General features: G+C 56.0%; 16 protein-coding genes and 4 tRNA genes. 12 read left to right on the top strand and 8 right to left on the bottom strand.

The features are described from left to right. The first annotated feature begins 9 nt into the window (after positions 1–9). Positions 10–528: a hypothetical protein gene (locus EU556_RS20200; RefSeq protein ID WP_135435943.1), complete on the top strand. Its 519-nt coding sequence runs from the start codon at positions 10–12 to the stop codon at positions 526–528. 163 nt (positions 529–691) lie between these two features. On the opposite strand, the gene EU556_RS20195 is transcribed toward EU556_RS20200, so the two are convergent. Both EU556_RS20195 and EU556_RS20190 read right to left on the bottom strand, forming a co-directional pair. Beyond that, a tRNA-Pro gene (locus EU556_RS20195) sits at positions 692–765 on the bottom strand. A gap of 104 nt (positions 766–869) precedes the next feature. Next, positions 870–943 (bottom strand) — tRNA-Pro (locus EU556_RS20190). Between the two features lie 526 nt (positions 944–1,469). On the opposite strand from EU556_RS20190, the gene EU556_RS26155 reads away from it, so the two are divergent. Then, entirely contained in the window at positions 1,470–1,772 is a 303-nt protein-coding gene (locus EU556_RS26155; RefSeq protein ID WP_167855655.1) for a T9SS type A sorting domain-containing protein, read from the top strand. Between the two features lie 73 nt (positions 1,773–1,845). Here EU556_RS26155 and EU556_RS20180 read toward each other — a convergent pair whose 3' ends face one another. Beyond that, entirely contained in the window at positions 1,846–3,630 is a 1,785-nt protein-coding gene (locus EU556_RS20180) for an ABC transporter ATP-binding protein (RefSeq protein ID WP_135435941.1), read from the bottom strand. 380 nt (positions 3,631–4,010) lie between these two features. On the opposite strand from EU556_RS20180, the gene EU556_RS20175 reads away from it, so the two are divergent. The 8 genes from EU556_RS20175 to coaE all read left to right on the top strand — a co-directional run bounded on the left by EU556_RS20175 (position 4,011) and on the right by coaE (position 10,848). Beyond that, positions 4,011–5,102 carry a Glu/Leu/Phe/Val dehydrogenase dimerization domain-containing protein gene (locus tag EU556_RS20175; protein ID WP_135435940.1) on the top strand — a complete coding sequence of 364 codons (1,092 nt, stop codon included), beginning with the start codon at positions 4,011–4,013 and terminating at the stop codon, positions 5,100–5,102. 144 nt (positions 5,103–5,246) lie between these two features. After that, positions 5,247–6,431 (top strand): transcription antitermination factor NusB, encoded by a 1,185-nt coding sequence (gene nusB / locus EU556_RS20170; protein WP_135435939.1) that lies wholly within the window; start codon positions 5,247–5,249, stop codon positions 6,429–6,431. A gap of 77 nt (positions 6,432–6,508) precedes the next feature. Next, complete coding sequence (locus EU556_RS20165; protein ID WP_135435938.1) at positions 6,509–6,820, top strand: YtxH domain-containing protein; 312 nt, start codon at positions 6,509–6,511, stop codon at positions 6,818–6,820. Positions 6,821–7,015: 195 nt separating this feature from the next. Further along, positions 7,016–8,020: an isocitrate/isopropylmalate dehydrogenase family protein gene (locus EU556_RS20160; RefSeq protein ID WP_135435937.1), complete on the top strand. Its 1,005-nt coding sequence runs from the start codon at positions 7,016–7,018 to the stop codon at positions 8,018–8,020. A 110-nt stretch (positions 8,021–8,130) separates the two neighbouring features. Then, entirely contained in the window at positions 8,131–8,652 is a 522-nt protein-coding gene (locus EU556_RS20155) for a DUF1573 domain-containing protein (protein WP_135435936.1), read from the top strand. A 170-nt stretch (positions 8,653–8,822) separates the two neighbouring features. After that, positions 8,823–9,155, top strand: a complete 333-nt coding sequence (gene yajC / locus EU556_RS20150) for a preprotein translocase subunit YajC (protein WP_135435935.1) — start codon at positions 8,823–8,825, stop codon at positions 9,153–9,155. A 13-nt stretch (positions 9,156–9,168) separates the two neighbouring features. Beyond that, complete coding sequence (locus EU556_RS20145) at positions 9,169–10,131, top strand: YbbR-like domain-containing protein (RefSeq protein WP_210116331.1); 963 nt, start codon at positions 9,169–9,171, stop codon at positions 10,129–10,131. A 111-nt stretch (positions 10,132–10,242) separates the two neighbouring features. After that, positions 10,243–10,848, top strand: coding sequence for a dephospho-CoA kinase (gene coaE, locus EU556_RS20140; protein ID WP_135435933.1), 606 nt, complete (start codon positions 10,243–10,245; stop codon positions 10,846–10,848). A 52-nt stretch (positions 10,849–10,900) separates the two neighbouring features. On the opposite strand, the gene EU556_RS20135 is transcribed toward coaE, so the two are convergent. The 3 genes from EU556_RS20135 to EU556_RS20125 form a co-directional block, all read right to left on the bottom strand. Beyond that, the gene (locus EU556_RS20135; protein ID WP_135435932.1) at positions 10,901–12,076 is read right to left on the bottom strand and encodes a GNAT family N-acetyltransferase; all 1,176 of its coding nucleotides are present in this window, start codon (positions 12,074–12,076) and stop codon (positions 10,901–10,903) included. A gap of 71 nt (positions 12,077–12,147) precedes the next feature. Next, positions 12,148–13,767 (bottom strand): ArnT family glycosyltransferase, encoded by a 1,620-nt coding sequence (locus EU556_RS20130; RefSeq protein WP_135435931.1) that lies wholly within the window; start codon positions 13,765–13,767, stop codon positions 12,148–12,150. A gap of 7 nt (positions 13,768–13,774) precedes the next feature. After that, positions 13,775–15,400: an ArnT family glycosyltransferase gene (locus tag EU556_RS20125; protein WP_135435930.1), complete on the bottom strand. Its 1,626-nt coding sequence runs from the start codon at positions 15,398–15,400 to the stop codon at positions 13,775–13,777. Between the two features lie 90 nt (positions 15,401–15,490). Here EU556_RS20125 and EU556_RS20120 point away from each other — a divergent pair, with 90 nt between their 5' ends. After that, on the top strand, positions 15,491–16,774 hold the full coding sequence (locus EU556_RS20120) for a hypothetical protein (RefSeq protein ID WP_135435929.1): 1,284 nt from the start codon (positions 15,491–15,493) through the stop codon (positions 16,772–16,774). Between the two features lie 63 nt (positions 16,775–16,837). Here EU556_RS20120 and EU556_RS20115 read toward each other — a convergent pair. Then, positions 16,838–16,912: transfer RNA gene (locus EU556_RS20115), tRNA-Val, on the bottom strand. Positions 16,913–16,937: 25 nt separating this feature from the next. Next, positions 16,938–17,012: transfer RNA gene (locus EU556_RS20110), tRNA-Val, on the bottom strand. Between the two features lie 313 nt (positions 17,013–17,325). Between EU556_RS20110 and EU556_RS20105 the strand changes: the two genes are divergently transcribed. After that, on the top strand, positions 17,326–18,204 hold the full coding sequence (locus EU556_RS20105; protein ID WP_135435928.1) for a TerB family tellurite resistance protein: 879 nt from the start codon (positions 17,326–17,328) through the stop codon (positions 18,202–18,204). The last annotated feature ends 84 nt before the right edge of the window (positions 18,205–18,288 follow it).

Below are 18,288 nucleotides of genomic sequence, written 5' to 3'. Positions count from 1 at the left end.
TGACCATCCATGGAAAATACTGTGAAAGATCCGCAGAAGCTCCCAGGCTGGGGCATAGATGCAAATCCTGAGAACGACCCGACGTACCCAATGCGGGAGCGTCTGAACGTTTCGCAAGACCCCGATAGCAAGCACCGTCCGGCTTCCCTGCAGCCTGTTGATATTGAGGTACTCAAAACCATCGAGCGACCGAATGTGTCGGCGGTATTTGGCGAAGCCGCTCCGCCTACTGGTCTAAGCGGCATGATTCGGCGCTTTGCCTTTAAGTATAGCGAATCGCACTATGGCCACTGGCTCCCGCTGTTGCTGGCCGACCGGGTGAATGTGGTGGAAGGAGTGCTCGAAGACCTCACCCACGGGAAGGTTCCGAATATTTTCGCGGAGAAAGGGTATGCCGTAGAGTGGAAGCATAACCGCACGGCTTTCGTAACCAAGATGGCCACCATTGCACTAGTAACCACAGGTGCCGTTTTGCTTTTGACCCGCGACGGCAAAGGAAAGCGCAAGAATAAAAAGTACGAGTACTAATCTCTGCCTTTGTAAGCTCTTGCTCACTGTATAAAAGTGGCCTACACGTTCTCGATGTAATGCGGGAAAGGTGTAGGCCACTTCGTGTATCTCGGTTGATCAAATAAAAAAGGGCCCGCTGAGCGAAAGCTCGACGGGCCCTTTTTGAAAGAGAGTACTAGTGTCGGGGTGGCAGGATTCGAACCTACGGCCTCGTCGTCCCGAACGACGCGCGCTACCGGGCTGCGCTACACCCCGAATAGTAGTGCTCAGATAGCACTACGGATACTTTTGTATTGGGCCTTGCCGAAAAAAGCCTCCGGGTGGGGTTCCCAGAGGCTTTCGAACAAGAAACTCTTCGGTCGGAGTGGCAGGATTCGAACCTACGACCTCCAGCACCCCATGCTGGCGCGATACCAGGCTACGCTACACCCCGATGAATTGTGCCACAAATGTAAGGGGCCAATTCTTTGCTCGCAAGAGTATGTGCGTTTTTTTCTTGTTCAAATCCAGTAAGCCTAGCCTGAACTTGAGCAACTGTTTTGTATTCCGCTCATTTGTCGAAGGTTGCAGGCGTAGCAAAATCAAAAAATAATTCTTGAGCTCAAAAGACGCAATAATGAAAAATGGAATGCGTTTTGCCTGCGTTCAAACACCTTCTGGTACGGATAATACAAAGTAAAGCGCAGAAACAGTTACCTTTACGAATTCCGTATCGTTCAATAAACTTGTTAAGAACGCGTATGAAAATTTTTACTTTTCTGGGAAGCCTGCTTGCTATGGTATTGTGCGTAAGCTCTGCACACGCTCAAGCCAAGGTTACGAAACCAGTTCCTGCAAAGCCCGCAGCTGCGGCTGCCAAACCAGCCCCTAAACCCGCAGTTGCCCCTAAGCCAACTGCAGTAGCCTCGGGTGCAGCGGCGGCCAAGCCAGCAGAACCTGCCAAGAATACGGCAGTGGCTATGGCTACTCCTCCGGCACTCATCACCGACAAAATGGAAGCGCCTGCGCCCAACACGGATGCATTGAAAGTGCGAGCCGACACTAACCCCCTGACGAAGCGCCTGACCGTGCGAACCAATGCCTCGGGACCAACTCGGGTTGAACTGAATGGCACCGATGGTAGGCCGGTTATTACCCGCGACATGATGTCGGGCTCCGACGCGTTAGTTCTGGACGTAAGCTCTCTACCAGCTGGCTCATACATAGTGCAATGCACTTCTGGTGAGCGGCGTGGTATCAAGCGCGTTTCGCTAGGCCAGTAGAAGCATCCGCTCATGAACGAAAAAGTCCCGTGCATTAGAGAATGCACGGGGCTTTTTCGTGAAGGTAATAGACCTAGGCCTCTTCGCTCTGCAACTGTCGCTCGTAGAGAGCCCGGTATAGTCCGTCCACGTCCCGCATCAGGTCTTCGTGGGTGCCATGCTGCACAATCACGCCGTCATCGAGTACCAGAATCTGGTCGGCGAGCTTGACCGACGAAACGCGGTGGGAGATGATGAGGCTAGTGCGGTTGTGCATGATGCGCTGCAATGCTCCCAGAATGGCATTTTCCGTGTTGGTATCAACGGCAGAAAGGGCGTCGTCCAGAATCAGAATCTTGGGTTCCTTTACGAGGGCGCGGGCAATGCTCACGCGCTGCTTCTGGCCGCCGGAGAGGGTAATGCCCCGCTCACCTAGCTTAGTATCGAAGCCCTCGGGAAAGCGGATGATGTTCTCGTACACGTTGGCATCCTTGGCGGCCTGCAGCATTCGCTCCTCGGTGGGGTTTTCCAGCCCGAAGTTGATATTGTTGCGGATAGAGTCAGAAAAGAGGAACACATCCTGCGGCACGTAGCCAATTTGCTCGCGCAGGGAGCTGAGTGACAAGTCGCGTACATCAACGCCATCCACCGTAATGCTGCCGCTGCTTACGTCATATAGCCGACTAAGCAGGGCGGCCACCGTGCTTTTACCGGAGCCCGTATTGCCGATAACGGCCAGTGTTTCGCCGGGATGAATGCGGAACGATACGTCGCGCAAAGCTTGGATACCCGTGTCTGGGTAGGTGAACGTAACGTGGTCAAAGACGATGTCGCCTTTGATATCTAGCTCCAAGTTCTGGCGCGAAACGATATCGGTTTTCTGATCCAGAAACTCGTTGATGCGGGCCTGTGAGGCCTGGGCGCGCTGCACGAGGCTGCTGGTCCAGCCCAGGGCCGTTACGGGCCAAGTAAGCAGGTTCACGTAAATCAAAAACTCCGCAATACTGCCGGTGGTAATGGTGCCGCGGATAACCTCTTGTCCGCCAATCCAGACGGTAACGATGGTGCTGAGGCCTACCAGGAATAGGATGAGCGGGAAGAACAGCGAGTTAACGAAGTTGAGGCTCAGTGACTTGTCTTTGTAGTTATCAGAAGCCACTGAGAACTGGCGGTGCGAATCCTCTTCACGCACAAACGACTTCAGTACCCGGATACCCGAAAAGGCCTCCTGCACAAACGTGGTCATGCTAGCCAAGGAGCGTTGAATCTCATCGGACTTACGCTCAATGAGGTTATTTACGTAGAAAATGCTCACGCTCAGGATAGGTAGCGGCAGCAAGGTGTAGATGGTGAGCTTCACGTTCACCATAAACATGAGCGGCACGATGAGCACGAATAGAATGACGAGCTGCATAAAGTACATGAGGGCCGGCCCCACGTACATGCGCACCCGGCCTACATCTTCGGAAATGCGCGACATTAGGTCGCCGGTGCTGTGGCGACGGTAGAAGGAGAGAGGCAGCGACTGATAGTGCTGGTAAATTTCGTTCTTCTGGTCGTTCTCAATATGCCGCGACATCACAATGAGCGTCTGGCGCATGAAGAACAGGAAGATGCCCCGCAGCAGCGCCATGCCTACTATCAGGAAGCCGTAGAGCAGCACGTTGCGCCCGAACAACTCGTAGACCCCGCTCTGCGCCTGGGTACCTTCGAAGAGATGGTAGAGGTCGATACCCTCGCTGACGAGGTCAAAGGCGTATCGCACAATCTGGGCCGGGAAGATGGCTAGCAGTGTGCTAAGCGCCACAAAAAGCACTCCACCGAGGAAGTGCCATTTGTAGCGCAGAATATATTTATTGACAGCAGATAAAGCGCGCACAGGAAAGCGAATGGTGGGTTAGCAGTTGGGATATAGAAAGTTAGAAACAGGCCTAGCGGTTTTGAGTGGCTCCCTAGATAGGCCTAGGGAAGCGGTGCTAACCCTTGTTAACTCCTTCGTTTCCAAACGTCTAATAGTAGAGGGATACTGGCCAAAGACTGAGCCGCGGTGGCTTAAGTCGGAAAAACAGGTTACTTTTGCACCCGAATTGCGGGGAGCAGTGCGAAAGACATCATGAAACGTTTCGCTCCGTACTTCGTCTGACCCGCGAATGGTGTACCACCCAGGCCATTCGTACTTACGATACGCGTAGCGCTGCATCCCGTTACTGCTTCCGCAAAGGTACAACAACCCACCCCTTTCTTATTTTTCTACTCCGCATGGTTGAAACGAAAGTGCTAACCGATACGTCGGTCTTTGGGCAAATTGCCGAACACCAACACGAGCAGGTAGTGTACTGCCACGACCACGAGACTGGCCTACGCGCCATTATCGGCATTCACAACACCGTACTCGGTCCCGCTTTGGGCGGCACCCGTATGTGGCACTACGCCTCCGACGCCGAAGCCCTGAACGACGTACTGCGCCTCTCGCGTGGCATGACGTATAAAGCCGCTATTTCCGGTCTAAACCTGGGCGGTGGCAAGGCCGTCATCATTGGCGACGCTAAAACCATGAAGACAGAGGCCCTGCTGCGTAAGTTCGGCCGCTTCGTGCAGAACCTCAACGGCAAGTACATCACCGCCGAGGATGTAAACATGACCACCAAGGACATGGAATACATTCGGATGGAGACCAAGCACGTGTCGGGCCTGCCCGAGAGCATGGGCGGCAGCGGCGACCCATCACCGGTGACAGCTTACGGCACCTACATGGGGATGAAGGCCGCGGCTAAGAAAGCCTTTGGGTCTGACAGCCTCGCGGGCAAGCGCATTGCGGTGCAGGGCGTAGGCCACGTAGGCACTTACCTGCTGGATTACCTGCAGAAAGAAGGCGCCAAGCTGGTGCTGACCGATTACTACGAAGACCGCGCTTTGGAAGCCGCCGCTCGTTTCGGGGCTACGGCCGTAGGCCTAGATGAAATCTACGACCAGGATGTGGACATCTACTCGCCGTGCGCGCTGGGTGCTACCATCAACGACGACACCATTAGCCGCCTGAAGTGCCAGGTAATTGCCGGGTGCGCTAACAACCAGTTGGCCGACGAAAACACACACGGCCCAGAGCTGGTAAAGCGTGGCATCGTGTACGGCCCCGACTTCCTCATCAACGCTGGTGGCCTGATCAATGTGTACTCGGAAGTAATTGGCGGTAGCCGCCAGACGGCCCTCACGCAGACCGAAAAAATCTACGATATCACCACGCAAGTGCTCAATAAGGCTGAGCAGGAGCAGAGCCACCCGCAGGCGGCTGCTACGCGCCAAGCTGAGGAGCGCATTGCCGCCATCGGCAAGGTGAAATCAACCTACTAACCCCCAAAGAGCAGCCCGACGGGCAGAATGAATTCTCTTGCTCCAAAGTAATAAGCGTACTTTTGCAGCACTAACCGGGGAGAAGCGTTGTTCTGCCCGTCGTTCTTTGTTTTTCGGAAGCTTCACCAGTACCTATACCAACCAATGCTCAATCGTCGCACGCTCCGCATTAAGGTCATGCAGGCCCTGTACGCCTATCATCAGGCCGTAGGGTCGGATTTTCTACTCGCCACTGACCAGATTGCGGACACATTCGCGCCCGACTTAAACTCGCCTGAGCCCCAAGACCGCAAGCAGTTGCAGGGCCAGCGCAAAATGGCCGAAGTCATTTTTAAAGAGTGGCACAAGAACGGTCAGGAGCCTGAAGGCACCGATGACAAGGATGTAAACGACGCCGTGAAGGACGCTATTAGCTACTACCGCAAGGCCGTAGCTAAGGATGGCTCATTCTACGGGGGGCAAATGGTACAGGCCGCCGAGAGCATTCACGACCAGTACATTCACTTGCTCAACATCCCGGAAGCCCTGCTGCAGGTAATTGAGGAGGAGAAAGTGCGCGACTCGCGCCGCTTCACGGCTGCTAAGGAGCCCCTGCTAGATGCTACACGCCTGCAGGAAAACCAGGTAATCGAGAAGCTCATCAACAACATTCAGCTCCAGGACCTCACCATTCGTCGGTCCTTGAAGTGGCATGGAGAGGAAGAGCTAGACGCTCTGCGGAGCGCCTGGCGCAATGAGATGAAGCAGGACCCCGAGCTGCTGAGTTACCTCGCGGCTCCGGCCGGTAACTATGCCGAGGACCAAGAGATCCTGAAACACATCTATAAAACGTATGTGTTCAAGGGCGAAAGCCTGCCGGCCTACATTGAAGAGGACGATCTGAACTGGGAGGAGAACCGGCCCATCGTAAAGAACCTGGTGGTAAAAACCATCAAAATGCTTGACGAGGCTGCCGACGAAAACCTGGTGCTGATGTCGCTCTCCGCAAACTGGCAGGATGACAAGGAGTTTGCCGAAAGCCTGTACAAGCAGACGCTGGCCGACGACGCCAAGTACGAGCAGTTGATTTCTGAGTCGGTGCAGAACTGGGACGTGGAGCGCGTGGCGCTTACCGACAAAATTCTGCTGAAAATGGCGCTCTGTGAGATGCACCTTTTCCGAGCTATTCCGGTGAAAGTGACCATCAACGAGTACATCGAAATCAGCAAAATCTACAGCACGCCCAAGAGCAAGCAGTTTGTAAACGGTATTCTGGATAAATTGGCCCAGGATCTGACCGCCAGCGGTGCCATTCGCAAATCGGGCCGCGGACTCCTGGACAATCAATAGTGCCGACAACCCGCACCGGGGTAACGTCGTCTATATAGGGTATTCTCTACCTCCCACCACGCCACCACACTTGCATTATGGGTAGCAAAACCACTACCGGTATTCTGTGCTTCGCCGGCGGTGCCCTTACTGGGGCCGTCATCGGACTTCTGTACGCCCCCGAGAAGGGCCGCGAAACGCGCAGCTGGCTCAGCTATAAGCTGGAAAAGTATCGTGAGCAGCTGGCCGAACTCACCGAGAACCTGGTCACGAACCGCGCCGACGCGGGACCAAGCTCCGCTAAGAGCGAAGGCCAACGCGTAATTCAGGACGCGAAAAGCAAAGCGGAACAACTCCTCGGCGACGTAGACCAACTCATCAACCAGATTAACTCCCGCAAGACGGTATAATCATGCGGTGAGCCACGGAATGTGCTGATGTGCTTATGAGACAAAATCATGGGCACGTCAGCACATTTTCATTTTCAGTACATCTCCGAGAGGGGTACCTTTGCGGCAGCAAACAGGCCTACACCCACTTGGTGGTAGGCTGCTAGGCCAGTTGCCTAGAGCCACGAACATCAAACAATCAGTAAATCAGATAGAATGCACCTCATCACCCTTATCCCCGGCGACGGCATTGGCCCCGAAATCACGAAAGCAGTAACGGATATTTTCGCGGCGGCGCAGGTGCCAGTGCAGTGGGAAGAGCAAAACGCTGGTCAGACCACGTTCGACCAGTCGGGCGAGCTGATTCCGCAGACGCTGCTGGACTCGCTGGAGAAAACCCGGGTGGCGCTGAAAGGCCCCATCACAACGCCCGTGGGTAAGGGTTTCCGCAGCATCAACATTACCCTGCGCCAGAAATACGACCTCTACCAGAACGTACGTCCGGCTAAAACCACCGAGGGCATCCAGAGCCGCTACACCGGCATCGACCTGGTGCTGTTCCGCGAAAACACCGAAGGTCTGTATTCTGGCCTAGAGGTGTTTGACGAGCGCCTGGGTATTTCCGACTCTATTGCCCGCATTACGGTTGAGGGTGCCCGCAAAATCTGCCGCGCGGCTTTCGCCTACGCTTCTAAGCACGGCCGTAAGAAGGTGACGCTGGCTCACAAAGCCAACATCCTGAAGATGGCCGGCACCATCATGATCAACGCCTGCAAAGAGGCCGCCAACGAGTTTCCCCACATCGTGTTCGAAGACAAGATCATCGACAACATGTGCATGCAGTTGGTGAACAAGCCCGAGCAGTTTGACGTGGTAGTAACCACCAACCTGTTCGGCGACATCCTTTCCGACCTGTGCGCAGGTCTGGTAGGTGGCCTAGGCGTGGTGTCGGGTGCCAACATCGGCGACGACATGGCCATTTTTGAGGCGGTACATGGCTCGGCCCCTGATATTGCTGGTCAGGGCAAAGCTAACCCCACTGCCCTGCTGCGCTCGGCCCTGATGATGCTGCACCATATTGGCGAGCACAAGCACGCCGACCGTCTGGAGAAGGCGCTGGAGCTGACCCTGCAGGACAAGGATAAGTGCACCGGCGACCTGGGGGGCAAAGCCTCAACAACGGAGTTTGCCCAGGCCATCATCGATAACCTGGACAAGTAAGCAGCATGAGTTGCGGGTAGCCAGGAAGTACCACCTTGGCAACCCGCAACTCATAACTGATTAGTATCTTTATTCTTCTGAAGGCAACTAACTGCCTTTCCTTTCTGCATATGAAACGCAATCTGTTTTCTGCTTTCCTGTTTTCTAGCGCCCTGCTGCTGGGAGCTTGCAACAACGAAAAGACGGCCGAAGTAGGCGCAACCGGCATGAACGCCGCCGCTAACGAAGCCGCTGCCAACCCTGTAGTTGACAACCCCAACGTAACCAACGAAACGGCGGCTCCTAACCCGAACGCTCCCGTAATGAACTTCGCCGTAGCGGAGCACGACTTCGGCGATATTCAGCCCGGTTCGGTTGTAAAGCACACGTTCGAGTTCACCAACACCGGCAAGTCGCCGCTGCTGATTGAAAATGCTACGGCTTCGTGCGGTTGCACCACGCCTAACTGGACCAAGGAGCCCATTGCACCCGGTGGGAAAGGCACCATCGACGTGCAGTTTGACAGCCACGGCAAAATGGGCATTCAGAACAAGGAGGTAGCCATTCAGGCAAACACCCAGCCCAACATCACCAAAGTGGTTATCAAAGCCAACGTACTGTCTGACGGCGCTGCCGGCCCCGTACGTCAGTAGTGGCCTAGCAGTACGCCTGCCGGTGCGGGTGGCCTAGCAGTTCTGCGGTAGAGCAACCGGGTACTAGTTCGGTACCCACCCTACCGAAAAGCTACTAGGCCACCCGCACCGGCAGGCGTTTTTGTTTTCATCTTATACGCGGAGCTACCCGCTTCTTTTTACTTTACAGCATGTTTTCGACCCTTCTTTTGCAAGCTGGTGCCTCCGGTGAGAGCCTTACCTCGTTGTTATTCCCCATTGCTATTGCCGTGGTGGTATATTTCTTCATGATCCGGCCCCAGCAAAAGCGGGCTGCTGATGCGAAGAAATTTCGTGCATCTATTGTGAAGGGCAGCAACGTAGTAACCATTGGTGGCCTACACGGCAAAGTGCTGGAAGTAAACGAGGATACGGTGATTGTGGAAGTAGACAAAGGTGTGCGCCTGAAGTTCGACCGCACCGCTATTGCTCGTGAAGCTGCCGGCAAAGCAGCCGTAGCCGCCACCCCAACTGCTACCACGTAACCTCGCCTAGTGTATGCCGCCTGCCCGCCCGTTTCGTATGCTCCGTTGGTTTCTGAGCCCTTTTGTGGGGCAGGAGTGGAGTTATTGGCGGGCGGTGCTGGCGTGCTTTCTGGCCGCCAGTACCTTCTGGGTTTTGCGGGCGCTTAATAAGACGTACACTACCCGCATTACGTATCCTGTGGCGTGGCGCTACAACCAAGCGCAGTTTGTGCCCGTGCAGCCTCTGCCCACCGAAGTAGCCGTGAACGTGACGGGCCGCGGTTGGAAATTGCTGCGACGTAGCCTACCCCTAGAGGTGAAGCCGGCGGAAATGCTGCTACCCGCGCTGCCCAGTACCCGCTACGTTACGGCCCGGAGCCTGCGCCCGGCGTTGCAGCAGGCCATGGAAGGGCTGCAGTTCAACTATCTGCTCACCGATACCCTCTGGATACAATTTGACCGGCTGGTGAGCCGACGGCTGCCGCTGGCCCTGAGCCCGGCCACCGATGGCTCGGCTTTGCCGTACGCGGCGAGCTTTAGCCCGAAATCAATTCTTTTCCGCGGACCCGCCGGTAAGGTAAACACGCTCCCAAACCCTTACCCAGTACACTTACCCCAGGCACCAGCAGGCAGCACTACCGGCGATATTCGGGTGCCTATTGGGGGGCCTGACTTGGTGGTGCCCAACGTGCAGGATGTACGGGTACGGCTGCAGCACCGCCCACTGGTAACGGTACCCTTGCAAGTAGTGCCCGAGCTAATGGATGCGCCCACGGGGCGAACGTATCAGCTAAGTCCGGCTTTAGTGCAGGTGCAGTTGCAGTGCTTTCCGGAGGATACCGCTAGCCTGCGGCGCGCAGATGTGCACGTGCAGCTGCACTACGGGCAATTCATCAACGCCGACTCTAGCCTGCGGCCTTTTCTGTCGCAACGGCCCGCAGCGGCGCGGGGTGGCCAAGTCCTGACGCCCGGGGTGCGGGTAACCGTAAAAAAATAAGCTGCCCTGCTAGAAAGGGTGCATCACTGGCCTAGAGGGTCTGCGTAAAGGGTGGTGTTGGATAACCAATCAACATCACCGCCGCGTACGGCCCGGATCATTACTGCACACATGCTGAAAATTGGAATTACGGGCGGAATAGGCTCTGGGAAAAGTGTAGTGTGTCGGCTGTTTGCCGCGCTTGGGGCGCCGGTGTATGACTCTGATACCCGCGCGAAATGGGTAATGACCAATGATACGCGACTGCGCGATGAGCTGTTAGCAGCTTTTGGCCCCGAGTCATTTGATGCGCTAGGCCACCTCAACCGCACCTATCTAGCCCGTGTCGCCTTTACCGATCCGGCACAACTGGCGCGGCTCAATGCCCTAGTGCACCCCGCCGTAGGTCGTGATTTTGCTCAATGGCTTAGCGCCCGGCAAACTGAAGGGCACGCCTACATTCTCAAAGAAGCCGCCTTACTGTACGAATCGGGAGCTTATCAGCAGCTCGATCAAATAATCACGGTATTTGCGCCCGTGGCGGTGCGGCAGGCCCGCATCCAAACCCGCGACCCGCACCGTACCGCCGACGACATCCAGAATATCATCGGTAAGCAGATGAGCGAGGAAGAAAAGATACAGCGCGCCGATCATGTGGTGTACAACGACGACGCTCACTTACTCATTCCGCAGGCGCTAGAGTTGCACAATGCCTTCCGTGAACTAGCCAAAAAATAAATGGGGGCGGGGCTGCCTAGGCCACCAAGGCAGCCCCGCCCCACGTACTATTTTACCGGATAATTGGGCTGCGCTCGAAGGGCCGGGTGCGGTCGAAGAGGAAGCGGTAGGTGACGTGGGTTTTATAGATGCGGGCACCAATAGAGCGGGTTAGGGCCAGCATACGCGGGTTGAAGTCGCCGATCCAGTTCATCTCAATCTCGGAGTAGCCGGCACGCATAAATTCAGCGCGGGCGTGCACCATCAGCGCCGACTCGATGCCCTTACCCTGCCACTCCGGTACCACCCCAAAAATCACCCCGAAGAGCTTTTTATCGGTGCGCTGCATGTACTTACGCTTCTCCCATAGGAAGCGGAGCTTGCCCCACAGGTTGAAGTTGCGCCCCACGTGCTTGAAAATCTGGTTGAGTTCGGGCAGGCTCACGAAGAACGCAACGGGCTCGTCTTGGTGGTAGGCAAACCAGAGCAGGCGCTCATCCAGCACCGGCTTCATCTCCTTCACCAGCTCCCGAGCCTTCTCCAGGGGCATGGGGTTTACGCCACTGTGATTGGCCCAGGCTAGATTATAGACATGGTGAAAGTCGCGGGCTAGCTTTTCAGCGTCGCGCTTATTAGCGTGCTCAAACCGGAAGGTAGGGTACTGCTGCGCGTACTTTTCGAAGGCACGGCTAAAGGTAGGGTGCAGATGAGTGGCTACCTCGCGGTAGCAGGTATATTGCTTGAAGAACACCTCAAAGCCATACGTCTCAAACAACTGCTGGTAGTACGGCGGATGGTAAAACATGCCGTAGTTCGGCTCGGTAAAGCCCGAGACCAGCAGTCCCCAGAACCGGTCCCGCTCGCCGAAGTTGATGGGGCCATCCATGGCGGCTAGGCCCCGCTGGCCGAGCCACTGTCGGGCCGCGTCGAAAAGCTCATTGGCCGCAGCTTGGTCATCGATGCACTCGAAAAAGCCTAGGCCACCTACCGGAAGCGTTGGGTCGGTTTGTGGAGTTTCGTGGTTGATAAATGCAGCTACTCGCCCAATAACTTCCCCCGAGGTAGGGCTGGTCAGAACCCAGCGAATTGCTTCGCCATGCGTAAAGTTATGGTTGCGTTTGGGGTCGAAAACCGCTTCAATATCGTGGTCGAGGGGAGAAATCCAGTTCGGGTGATTCTGGTAGATGCGCGCCGGTAAATCAAGGAACTGACGGCGCAGGGCAGGAGTAGTGACTTCGAGTAGTGGCATAGGGGAGGGGCGCGAGAAAAACGTGGCACGCGCAAGCCGCAAAGAAACAGGTTCCGGAGGCAATATGTGGCCTACTTGGTGGGCCGCCGAAAGATGGAGAGGATCTTGATGCCTTCCGTACGAAGCGTATGCACCTCCGTGCCCATGCTATCGGCGTAGGTTTGGGGGTGCCACCGGTAAGCGGTCATAAAGTAATCGGCTTGCTCCAGCGGCACGTACTTGATTCGTTGGGCTTGCTCAGGTTTGAGGATGAGGCTGTTGTTGTAAAGTGGGTTGTACCAAGGCCACCGAACATATACCCGAATAGGTCCTTGGGGCTGGTGCTGGAGCATCCACTCTAAGCCATGCCGGAAGGTTAAGCCCCAATAGTCTCGCTCAAACAGCGCCTCCACAACCGGCGCCGACAGGAAGCTGAAGTAAAGATTCTGGTAAGGATGCATGCGCACCATCCGGATGGCCGTGTGCGCCGTCTCGAGGACCCCTAAAACGGCCAAGGTCAGTACCGCCCAGCGCAGGCGCCGGCGGCCTACTGTGGCTAATGCTACGGCCCCCCGCACGGCCAGCAGTACCAGGGCTGGATATACAAAATATACATGCCGCCACGAGTCGTAGAGGGCCGAGTGCAGAGCTATAATCAAAAGCAAAGGGCCTAGTAACCAGCCCGCCAGCAACAGGTCTAGCCGTAGATCCCTTTCTAGCAAGCCACGCCAACCCGCCCGCACAACTTGCACCACTACTACTACCAGGCCTACCAGCGCCGCAAGCACGTACGGGATGGGAGTTGTTACGAGCATCCAGACGGGAGCGTAGTGCCATGGTATGGCCGATGCTTTATAGTACTGACCTAGGTAATAGTTGGTGAAGGTCCAGGGGTAGTGGCTCATGTTGCGGAAGGCCGCCACAAAATTGCCGAGCGGATTTTCCCAGAGGTAGGGCCAGCCCACTATAGTCGTGATGATGGCCACTGCCAGCATGATAGCTAATAAGCCCAGCCGCCGCCGGCGCTCGGGAGTGGCAAGCCTAGGCCACTCTAGTAACATAAGCACCACTGTAAACGGAATCAGCAGGCTGCCTAAAATGCGCGCATCAATTGCCAGCCCGATAGCCAGGCCATGGAGCACGGCTCGCCATGTGCTGGGCCTATCGTGCAGGCGGACCAGCGTGGCCATGCCTAGGGTGAAGAGGCCCATGAAGAGAACATCCTTGCCGTTGAAGAAGGCCTCGGCAAAGAGTCGGGGCGAAAGTACCAGCAGTAGCGCAGCCAGTAGCCCCCAGCGCCAATCGGCAAACCGAATGCGACCTATCTCATAGATGCCCCACACGGCCAACACAAATGTGCCGAAGATCAGCAGGTGCCGCATGTAGTAAAAGGCCTGCGAATCGTTATGGGTAAACACATAGCTGAGCGCCGCCACTGGTATCTCAAAAATAACACCGTGGTCGTTGTCGCGGTAACCTTGCAGGGGCGGAATCAGATGGGCAGATGGCTCTTGGCTGACTTTTTCGGGAGCAATAAGACCGACAATGTATTTAACGTTCACCAGGCCGTTGAGGTGGTCGGTGGGCTCATCCCACGATACACCATAATCGCGGTGCAAGGCTAGGCCTAGCAGCACCAATAGGCCAAAGAAAGTGCCTACCACCCAGCGTCGGCCAGGGATAGAAGTAGCCGATAACCAATCTGCTAGCATAGAGTACTCAGCGAAGCCGGAAAATAGATAAGATAGTAACCCCGTTTACCTGGCGCTCATACAGAGGCTTGCCATAGGCGGGATAAGGGCCCGGATGCCACCGGTACGTCGTCAGGAAGTAAGTAGCCTGTTCGGGCGGCACCATGCGCAGGCGTGCCCGCTCAGCCGGGGGTAACAGCAGCTGCGCATTATGCAGCACCAGCCGGCTACGGGCATCCGTGCCCACGGCCACCTGAGGTGCGGTATCATGCGCCAGAATCCACTCAACACCCTCGCGGCCAGACAGCGCCCAGTAGTCGCGCTCAAACAAGCGCCCCGCGGTGGCACCAGGCAAACTGAAATACATGTTCTGGTAAGGGTGGTCTTGTACCATGCGGTAGGCCACGGTGGCTAGGCTGGCTACAAACAGGCCTAGGCCGAGCCACCCCGCCACTAGCCCAGCAGAACTAGTAGCTGAACGCCAAGCATACCATAGCGTGTGCAGGGCCCGGACCGCCAGCAGCAGAAACGCTGGGTAGATGAAATACAAGTGTCGCCACCCGTCGTAAATCACGGAGTTCAGCACAATGATTGCCACCACCGGACCGAGGCACCAAGTTACCAGTAGTAAATCGAGGCGCCCCCAAGTAGTGCTCAGCCAAGCAAATGGGCGCCGCGCAGCCCAATATACTCCCACCAGGCCTAGCACAAACAACACCGAATAGAGTACAGGCGTGGTAACAAACAGCCACACGGGTACATAGTGCCAGGGCAGCTCTCGCACCGATATCTCCTGGCCGAGGTACACCGTCAGCATATCGGTGCGGTAGCGGCTGAAGCTTTGAAACACCTCCAGAAAGTGGCCTACGGGGTTTTCCCAGAGGTAGGGCCAGCCCAGTACAACTACGGCTGCCGTTAGGGGCAGATAGAGCAAGCCAGAAAGCAGCAGAGGCCGCCGGACATCAGGACGCTGCCACAACTCTACTACAGCAAACCCTAGCGTTAGAGGCACTAGCAGCACTCCCATAGTGCGCACATCAATAGCGGCGCCGGTAGCCAGCGCGTGTGACAGGGCTCTTTGCCAAGTAGGCTTTCGCAACCAGCGCACTAGTGTATAGATGCCCAAAGCGAAAAACCCCATAAATACGGGGTCTTTGTAGTTGTAGAAGGACTCGGCAAACATCCGGGGCGAGAGTACCAGTAATACCGCTGTGAGAAGGCCCCAGCGCCAACTACCGAAACGCCACGCTCCCAAGCGGTACACTACCCAGGTACCCGCCACGCACGTAAGCCAGACAACCAAATGTCGCAGAAAGTATACGTCACGCGAGTCTTCTACGCGGGCCACTTTCTCTAGCACCACCAGCGGGAGTTGGTAAAACACCCCGTGGTCGGTATCCTGACTGCCATATAAATTGGGAATTGCCGCGAAGGTGGGCTGACGCTTGGCCAGCTCCGGGGCTAGCTGCATAGCCACGTATTTGGCATTGATGATACCGTTCAGGCGGTCAATCTGCTCATCCCAGCCTACCCCGTAGTTGCGGTAGAGGCCTAGACCTAGCAGCACCAAAAGCCCAAAGAAGCCCCCCACCATCCAACGACGTAACGAAGTGGGCACGCGGGAACCAGAAGTGGCAGATGCTGAAGCGGGCATAAAGAGGCGTAGCGGAAAGGCGCGGGCCGAAGGTAATCCGGATTAGGCGGCTAAATTCGGCAATTCATTCCCAAACCACTTACTCCGGTCGTGCTGCGTACCATTCCTCGTTTTGTTTGGCCCGTGGCCATCTTGCTGTTGGGCTTGCGGCTGCTACTAAACCTGCACCTGAACCCCGGCCTGGAAATGAACTATGACGAGCGCCGTAACGCCCGCATTGCCGACAATTACTTGGCCGGCCGTGGCTACGTCAGCCTCGACCCTGAGCGGAAGCAAGTGCGCCCCGACTCTTTTCACGCCAGCTTTCCGGTGTTTGTGTATGTGGGCTGGAGCAAGATGGGGCTGCCACGGCATTATCTCACCTTTCTGGTTTACTTAGCAGCCGCAGGGTGCTATCTGCTGGGCGCACTCTACGTGCAGCGCACCCTAGGCCACTTTGGAGCTAGCCGCGCGCTCAGTTGGCTTGGAGCCGGACTGTGGGCCGTGTCGCCGGGCGTGATATACTATGTTGGGGGCTTCTGGTGGTTTGAAAACCTGGCTCTGCCCCTTCTGATAGTAGTGGTGTACAAGCTTTTGCGCCTGCAAGCAGGTCGGCGTCTGAGGGGCCTCGATGCATGCATCATTATCACCGCAGTAGTGCTGTCGTGCTTGCTACGGGGGTATTTGTTGGCCGTGTATGGGATGTTATTCGTGGTATTCTTGGGGCTGATGATGCGTCAACGGATTGCGGCCCGGCGTATGGCTTGGCAGCTCAGTCTAGGCCTAGTGCTGGCTCTAGGCCTAGCTCATGTTCCCATTCTGCAGAAAAACCATCGGCAGTTTGGCGCCTGGACGCTAAGCAACCAAGCCGGCTTTGAGTTGCTCCAGGGGCATAATTCCGTGACGCAGGGCCGGTTTATGTTTGACTGGGACGACCGCACGGGGCCCTTCGACCGGTTTGTAAGGGCATACGTGCCCCAACTCGATTCGCTCAATCAATACCAGGAAAGTCAGGCCCGCGCGCGGCTGGCGCGGCAATGGGTAACGGAACATCCGGCGGAAGAATTACAGTTGTGGTGGCGCAAGACCCTACTGTTTTTCTCGCCTGAAAATTTTATTGCCGACGCTATCCGCACTCCCTGGAGCCCCTTTACGGCGGTAGTGCACCTGGCCTTTTTCGTAGCCCTGGCCTTCACTATTTTCCGCTATCAGGGCCTACGGTTTGAACGCCGCGACGCCTTGCTGCTTACCCCGCTTGTAGCCGTGTGGTTGCTGAGCCTAGTGTTCTTCGTAGGCTTCCGCTGGCGGTTCTTTGCTGAGCCTGCACTACTGCTATTCCCTCTGATTACGTGGGTGCGGCTGCAGCAGCAGCGAACGGCATCAGCCGTTTCTTAGTTTTTGGCTTATGCTACGCGTAAAACGAAAACAGGACAGCCGTTTCCGACTGTCCTGTTTGTGTGGGAGATACTGGGTTCGAACCAGTGACCCTCTGCTTGTAAGGCAGATGCTCTGAACCAGCTGAGCTAATCTCCCGTGGGGTGTGCGTACTATGAAAAAGTGGGAGATACTGGGTTCGAACCAGTGACCCTCTGCTTGTAAGGCAGATGCTCTGAACCAGCTGAGCTAATCTCCCATGGGCGTGTCCCGTTTGGGATGGCAAATATGGCAGGTCGTTTTTTCTTGCGCAACTCTTAGGCATAAGATTCTACAAGAAATTTTGTGACAAGGTGGCTTATAATTGGCAAATGCTTTATAGCCAACAGGTTTAGGCTAGTAAAAAAAAGTTGAGCTTCGATATCTTTTTACGCCACCAAAGTCTGGGCAGCCCTATAAGGAGTGAGAGTGCTGTGCCTGATGGTTTGGTTAGGTAGCCGAGCAGTTCAACCTATGCCGCACACTTCGCGTTAAGCACCTCACATCATCCACCCTATTTCTTTCCTTTCATCATGGCTGATAATCAACTTCTGCAAAACTACTCTGATCAAGAAAAAGCCGCTTACCTAAGTGTTATTGCCAGCTTGGCTTCTGCCGACCGCGAAGCCTCAGCGGCGGAAGTGGAATTTCTGCAGCAACTGGCCCATCAAGCAGGTTTATCGGGTGGCGCTACGCAGCAGGTAATAGCTGCTGCCAAAGACTCTACCAACGAAACCATCAAGCAAAACCTGGATACCCTTCGCTCCAGCGACCTGCGGTTCTCACTCGTAACAGACCTTATCAGTTTCGCCCGCGCCGATGGCGCCTACTCCAACACAGAGGAGGAGATGGTGAACAAGATTTCGGCCTATCTGGGCATCAACCAGCAGCAAACGCAAGCCCTAGAGCAAGTGGTTGACCAAGCGGCCGCTGTACCACACGATCCGAATGACCCCGGCAAACAAGGTTTCCTGAGCGGTATTACCGACAAGTTGGGCAGCGTAGGCATTCCGAAAGGGGCGCTCATGGCTGGTCTGCTGGGGGTAGTGGCCCCCATGGTAATTTCACGCGTGGCTGGTGGCCGCGGGGGCATGGGCGGTGGTGGCATGATGGGCAGCACCATGGGTGGCTTGCTCGGTGGTGCGGCCAATAGCGGCATGGGTGGCCTCCTGGGCGGTTTGCTCGGCGGCGGCCTGCTTGGCGGCATGATGGGCGGTGGCCAAAGCCAGGCCGGTTACGGCAACTACCCGCAGCAAGGCTCACACGTGGGCAGCGGGGGCTTAGGCTCACTGATGTCCATCCTGGGTGGCCTAGGTGGCCAGCCAAACTCGGCGCCACGTAGCGCCGGTGGCGGCGGCTTATTGGGTAGCGGTATGGGTGGCCTACTTGGCGGCCTGTTTGGTGGCCGTTAGGTTAGCCTCTCCTCTAAATTGCCTCATGATAAAAAAGGGTCAGTGAAGCACCTGCTTCACTGACCCTTTTTGCTTTTCTCTTAC

Source organism: Hymenobacter fodinae (genome assembly GCF_004745825.1).
In the GTDB taxonomy this organism is placed as follows: Bacteria; Bacteroidota; Bacteroidia; order Cytophagales; family Hymenobacteraceae; genus Hymenobacter; species Hymenobacter fodinae.
Note: the sequence above shows the minus strand (reverse complement) of the source record. Positions and strands in the feature narration are given on the sequence as shown.

What these genes read in the sequence shown, in the direction of transcription:
- EU556_RS20165 (WP_135435938.1), top strand. Translation starts at nt 6,509, where the DNA reads ATGGGTAGCAAAACCACTACCGGTATTCTGTGCTTCGCCGGCGGTGCC.
- EU556_RS20105 (WP_135435928.1), top strand. Translation starts at nt 17,326, where the DNA reads ATGGCTGATAATCAACTTCTGCAAAACTACTCTGATCAAGAAAAAGCC.
- EU556_RS20155 (WP_135435936.1), top strand. Translation starts at nt 8,131, where the DNA reads ATGAAACGCAATCTGTTTTCTGCTTTCCTGTTTTCTAGCGCCCTGCTG.
- coaE (WP_135435933.1), top strand. Translation starts at nt 10,243, where the DNA reads ATGCTGAAAATTGGAATTACGGGCGGAATAGGCTCTGGGAAAAGTGTA.
- EU556_RS20160 (WP_135435937.1), top strand. Translation starts at nt 7,016, where the DNA reads ATGCACCTCATCACCCTTATCCCCGGCGACGGCATTGGCCCCGAAATC.
- EU556_RS26155 (WP_167855655.1), top strand. Translation starts at nt 1,470, where the DNA reads ATGGCTACTCCTCCGGCACTCATCACCGACAAAATGGAAGCGCCTGCG.
- EU556_RS20130 (WP_135435931.1), bottom strand. Translation starts at nt 13,767, where the DNA reads ATGCTAGCAGATTGGTTATCGGCTACTTCTATCCCTGGCCGACGCTGG.
- EU556_RS20200 (WP_135435943.1), top strand. Translation starts at nt 10, where the DNA reads ATGGAAAATACTGTGAAAGATCCGCAGAAGCTCCCAGGCTGGGGCATA.
- EU556_RS20135 (WP_135435932.1), bottom strand. Translation starts at nt 12,076, where the DNA reads ATGCCACTACTCGAAGTCACTACTCCTGCCCTGCGCCGTCAGTTCCTT.
- EU556_RS20125 (WP_135435930.1), bottom strand. Translation starts at nt 15,400, where the DNA reads ATGCCCGCTTCAGCATCTGCCACTTCTGGTTCCCGCGTGCCCACTTCG.
- yajC (WP_135435935.1), top strand. Translation starts at nt 8,823, where the DNA reads ATGTTTTCGACCCTTCTTTTGCAAGCTGGTGCCTCCGGTGAGAGCCTT.
- EU556_RS20175 (WP_135435940.1), top strand. Translation starts at nt 4,011, where the DNA reads ATGGTTGAAACGAAAGTGCTAACCGATACGTCGGTCTTTGGGCAAATT.
- nusB (WP_135435939.1), top strand. Translation starts at nt 5,247, where the DNA reads ATGCTCAATCGTCGCACGCTCCGCATTAAGGTCATGCAGGCCCTGTAC.
- EU556_RS20145 (WP_210116331.1), top strand. Translation starts at nt 9,169, where the DNA reads ATGCCGCCTGCCCGCCCGTTTCGTATGCTCCGTTGGTTTCTGAGCCCT.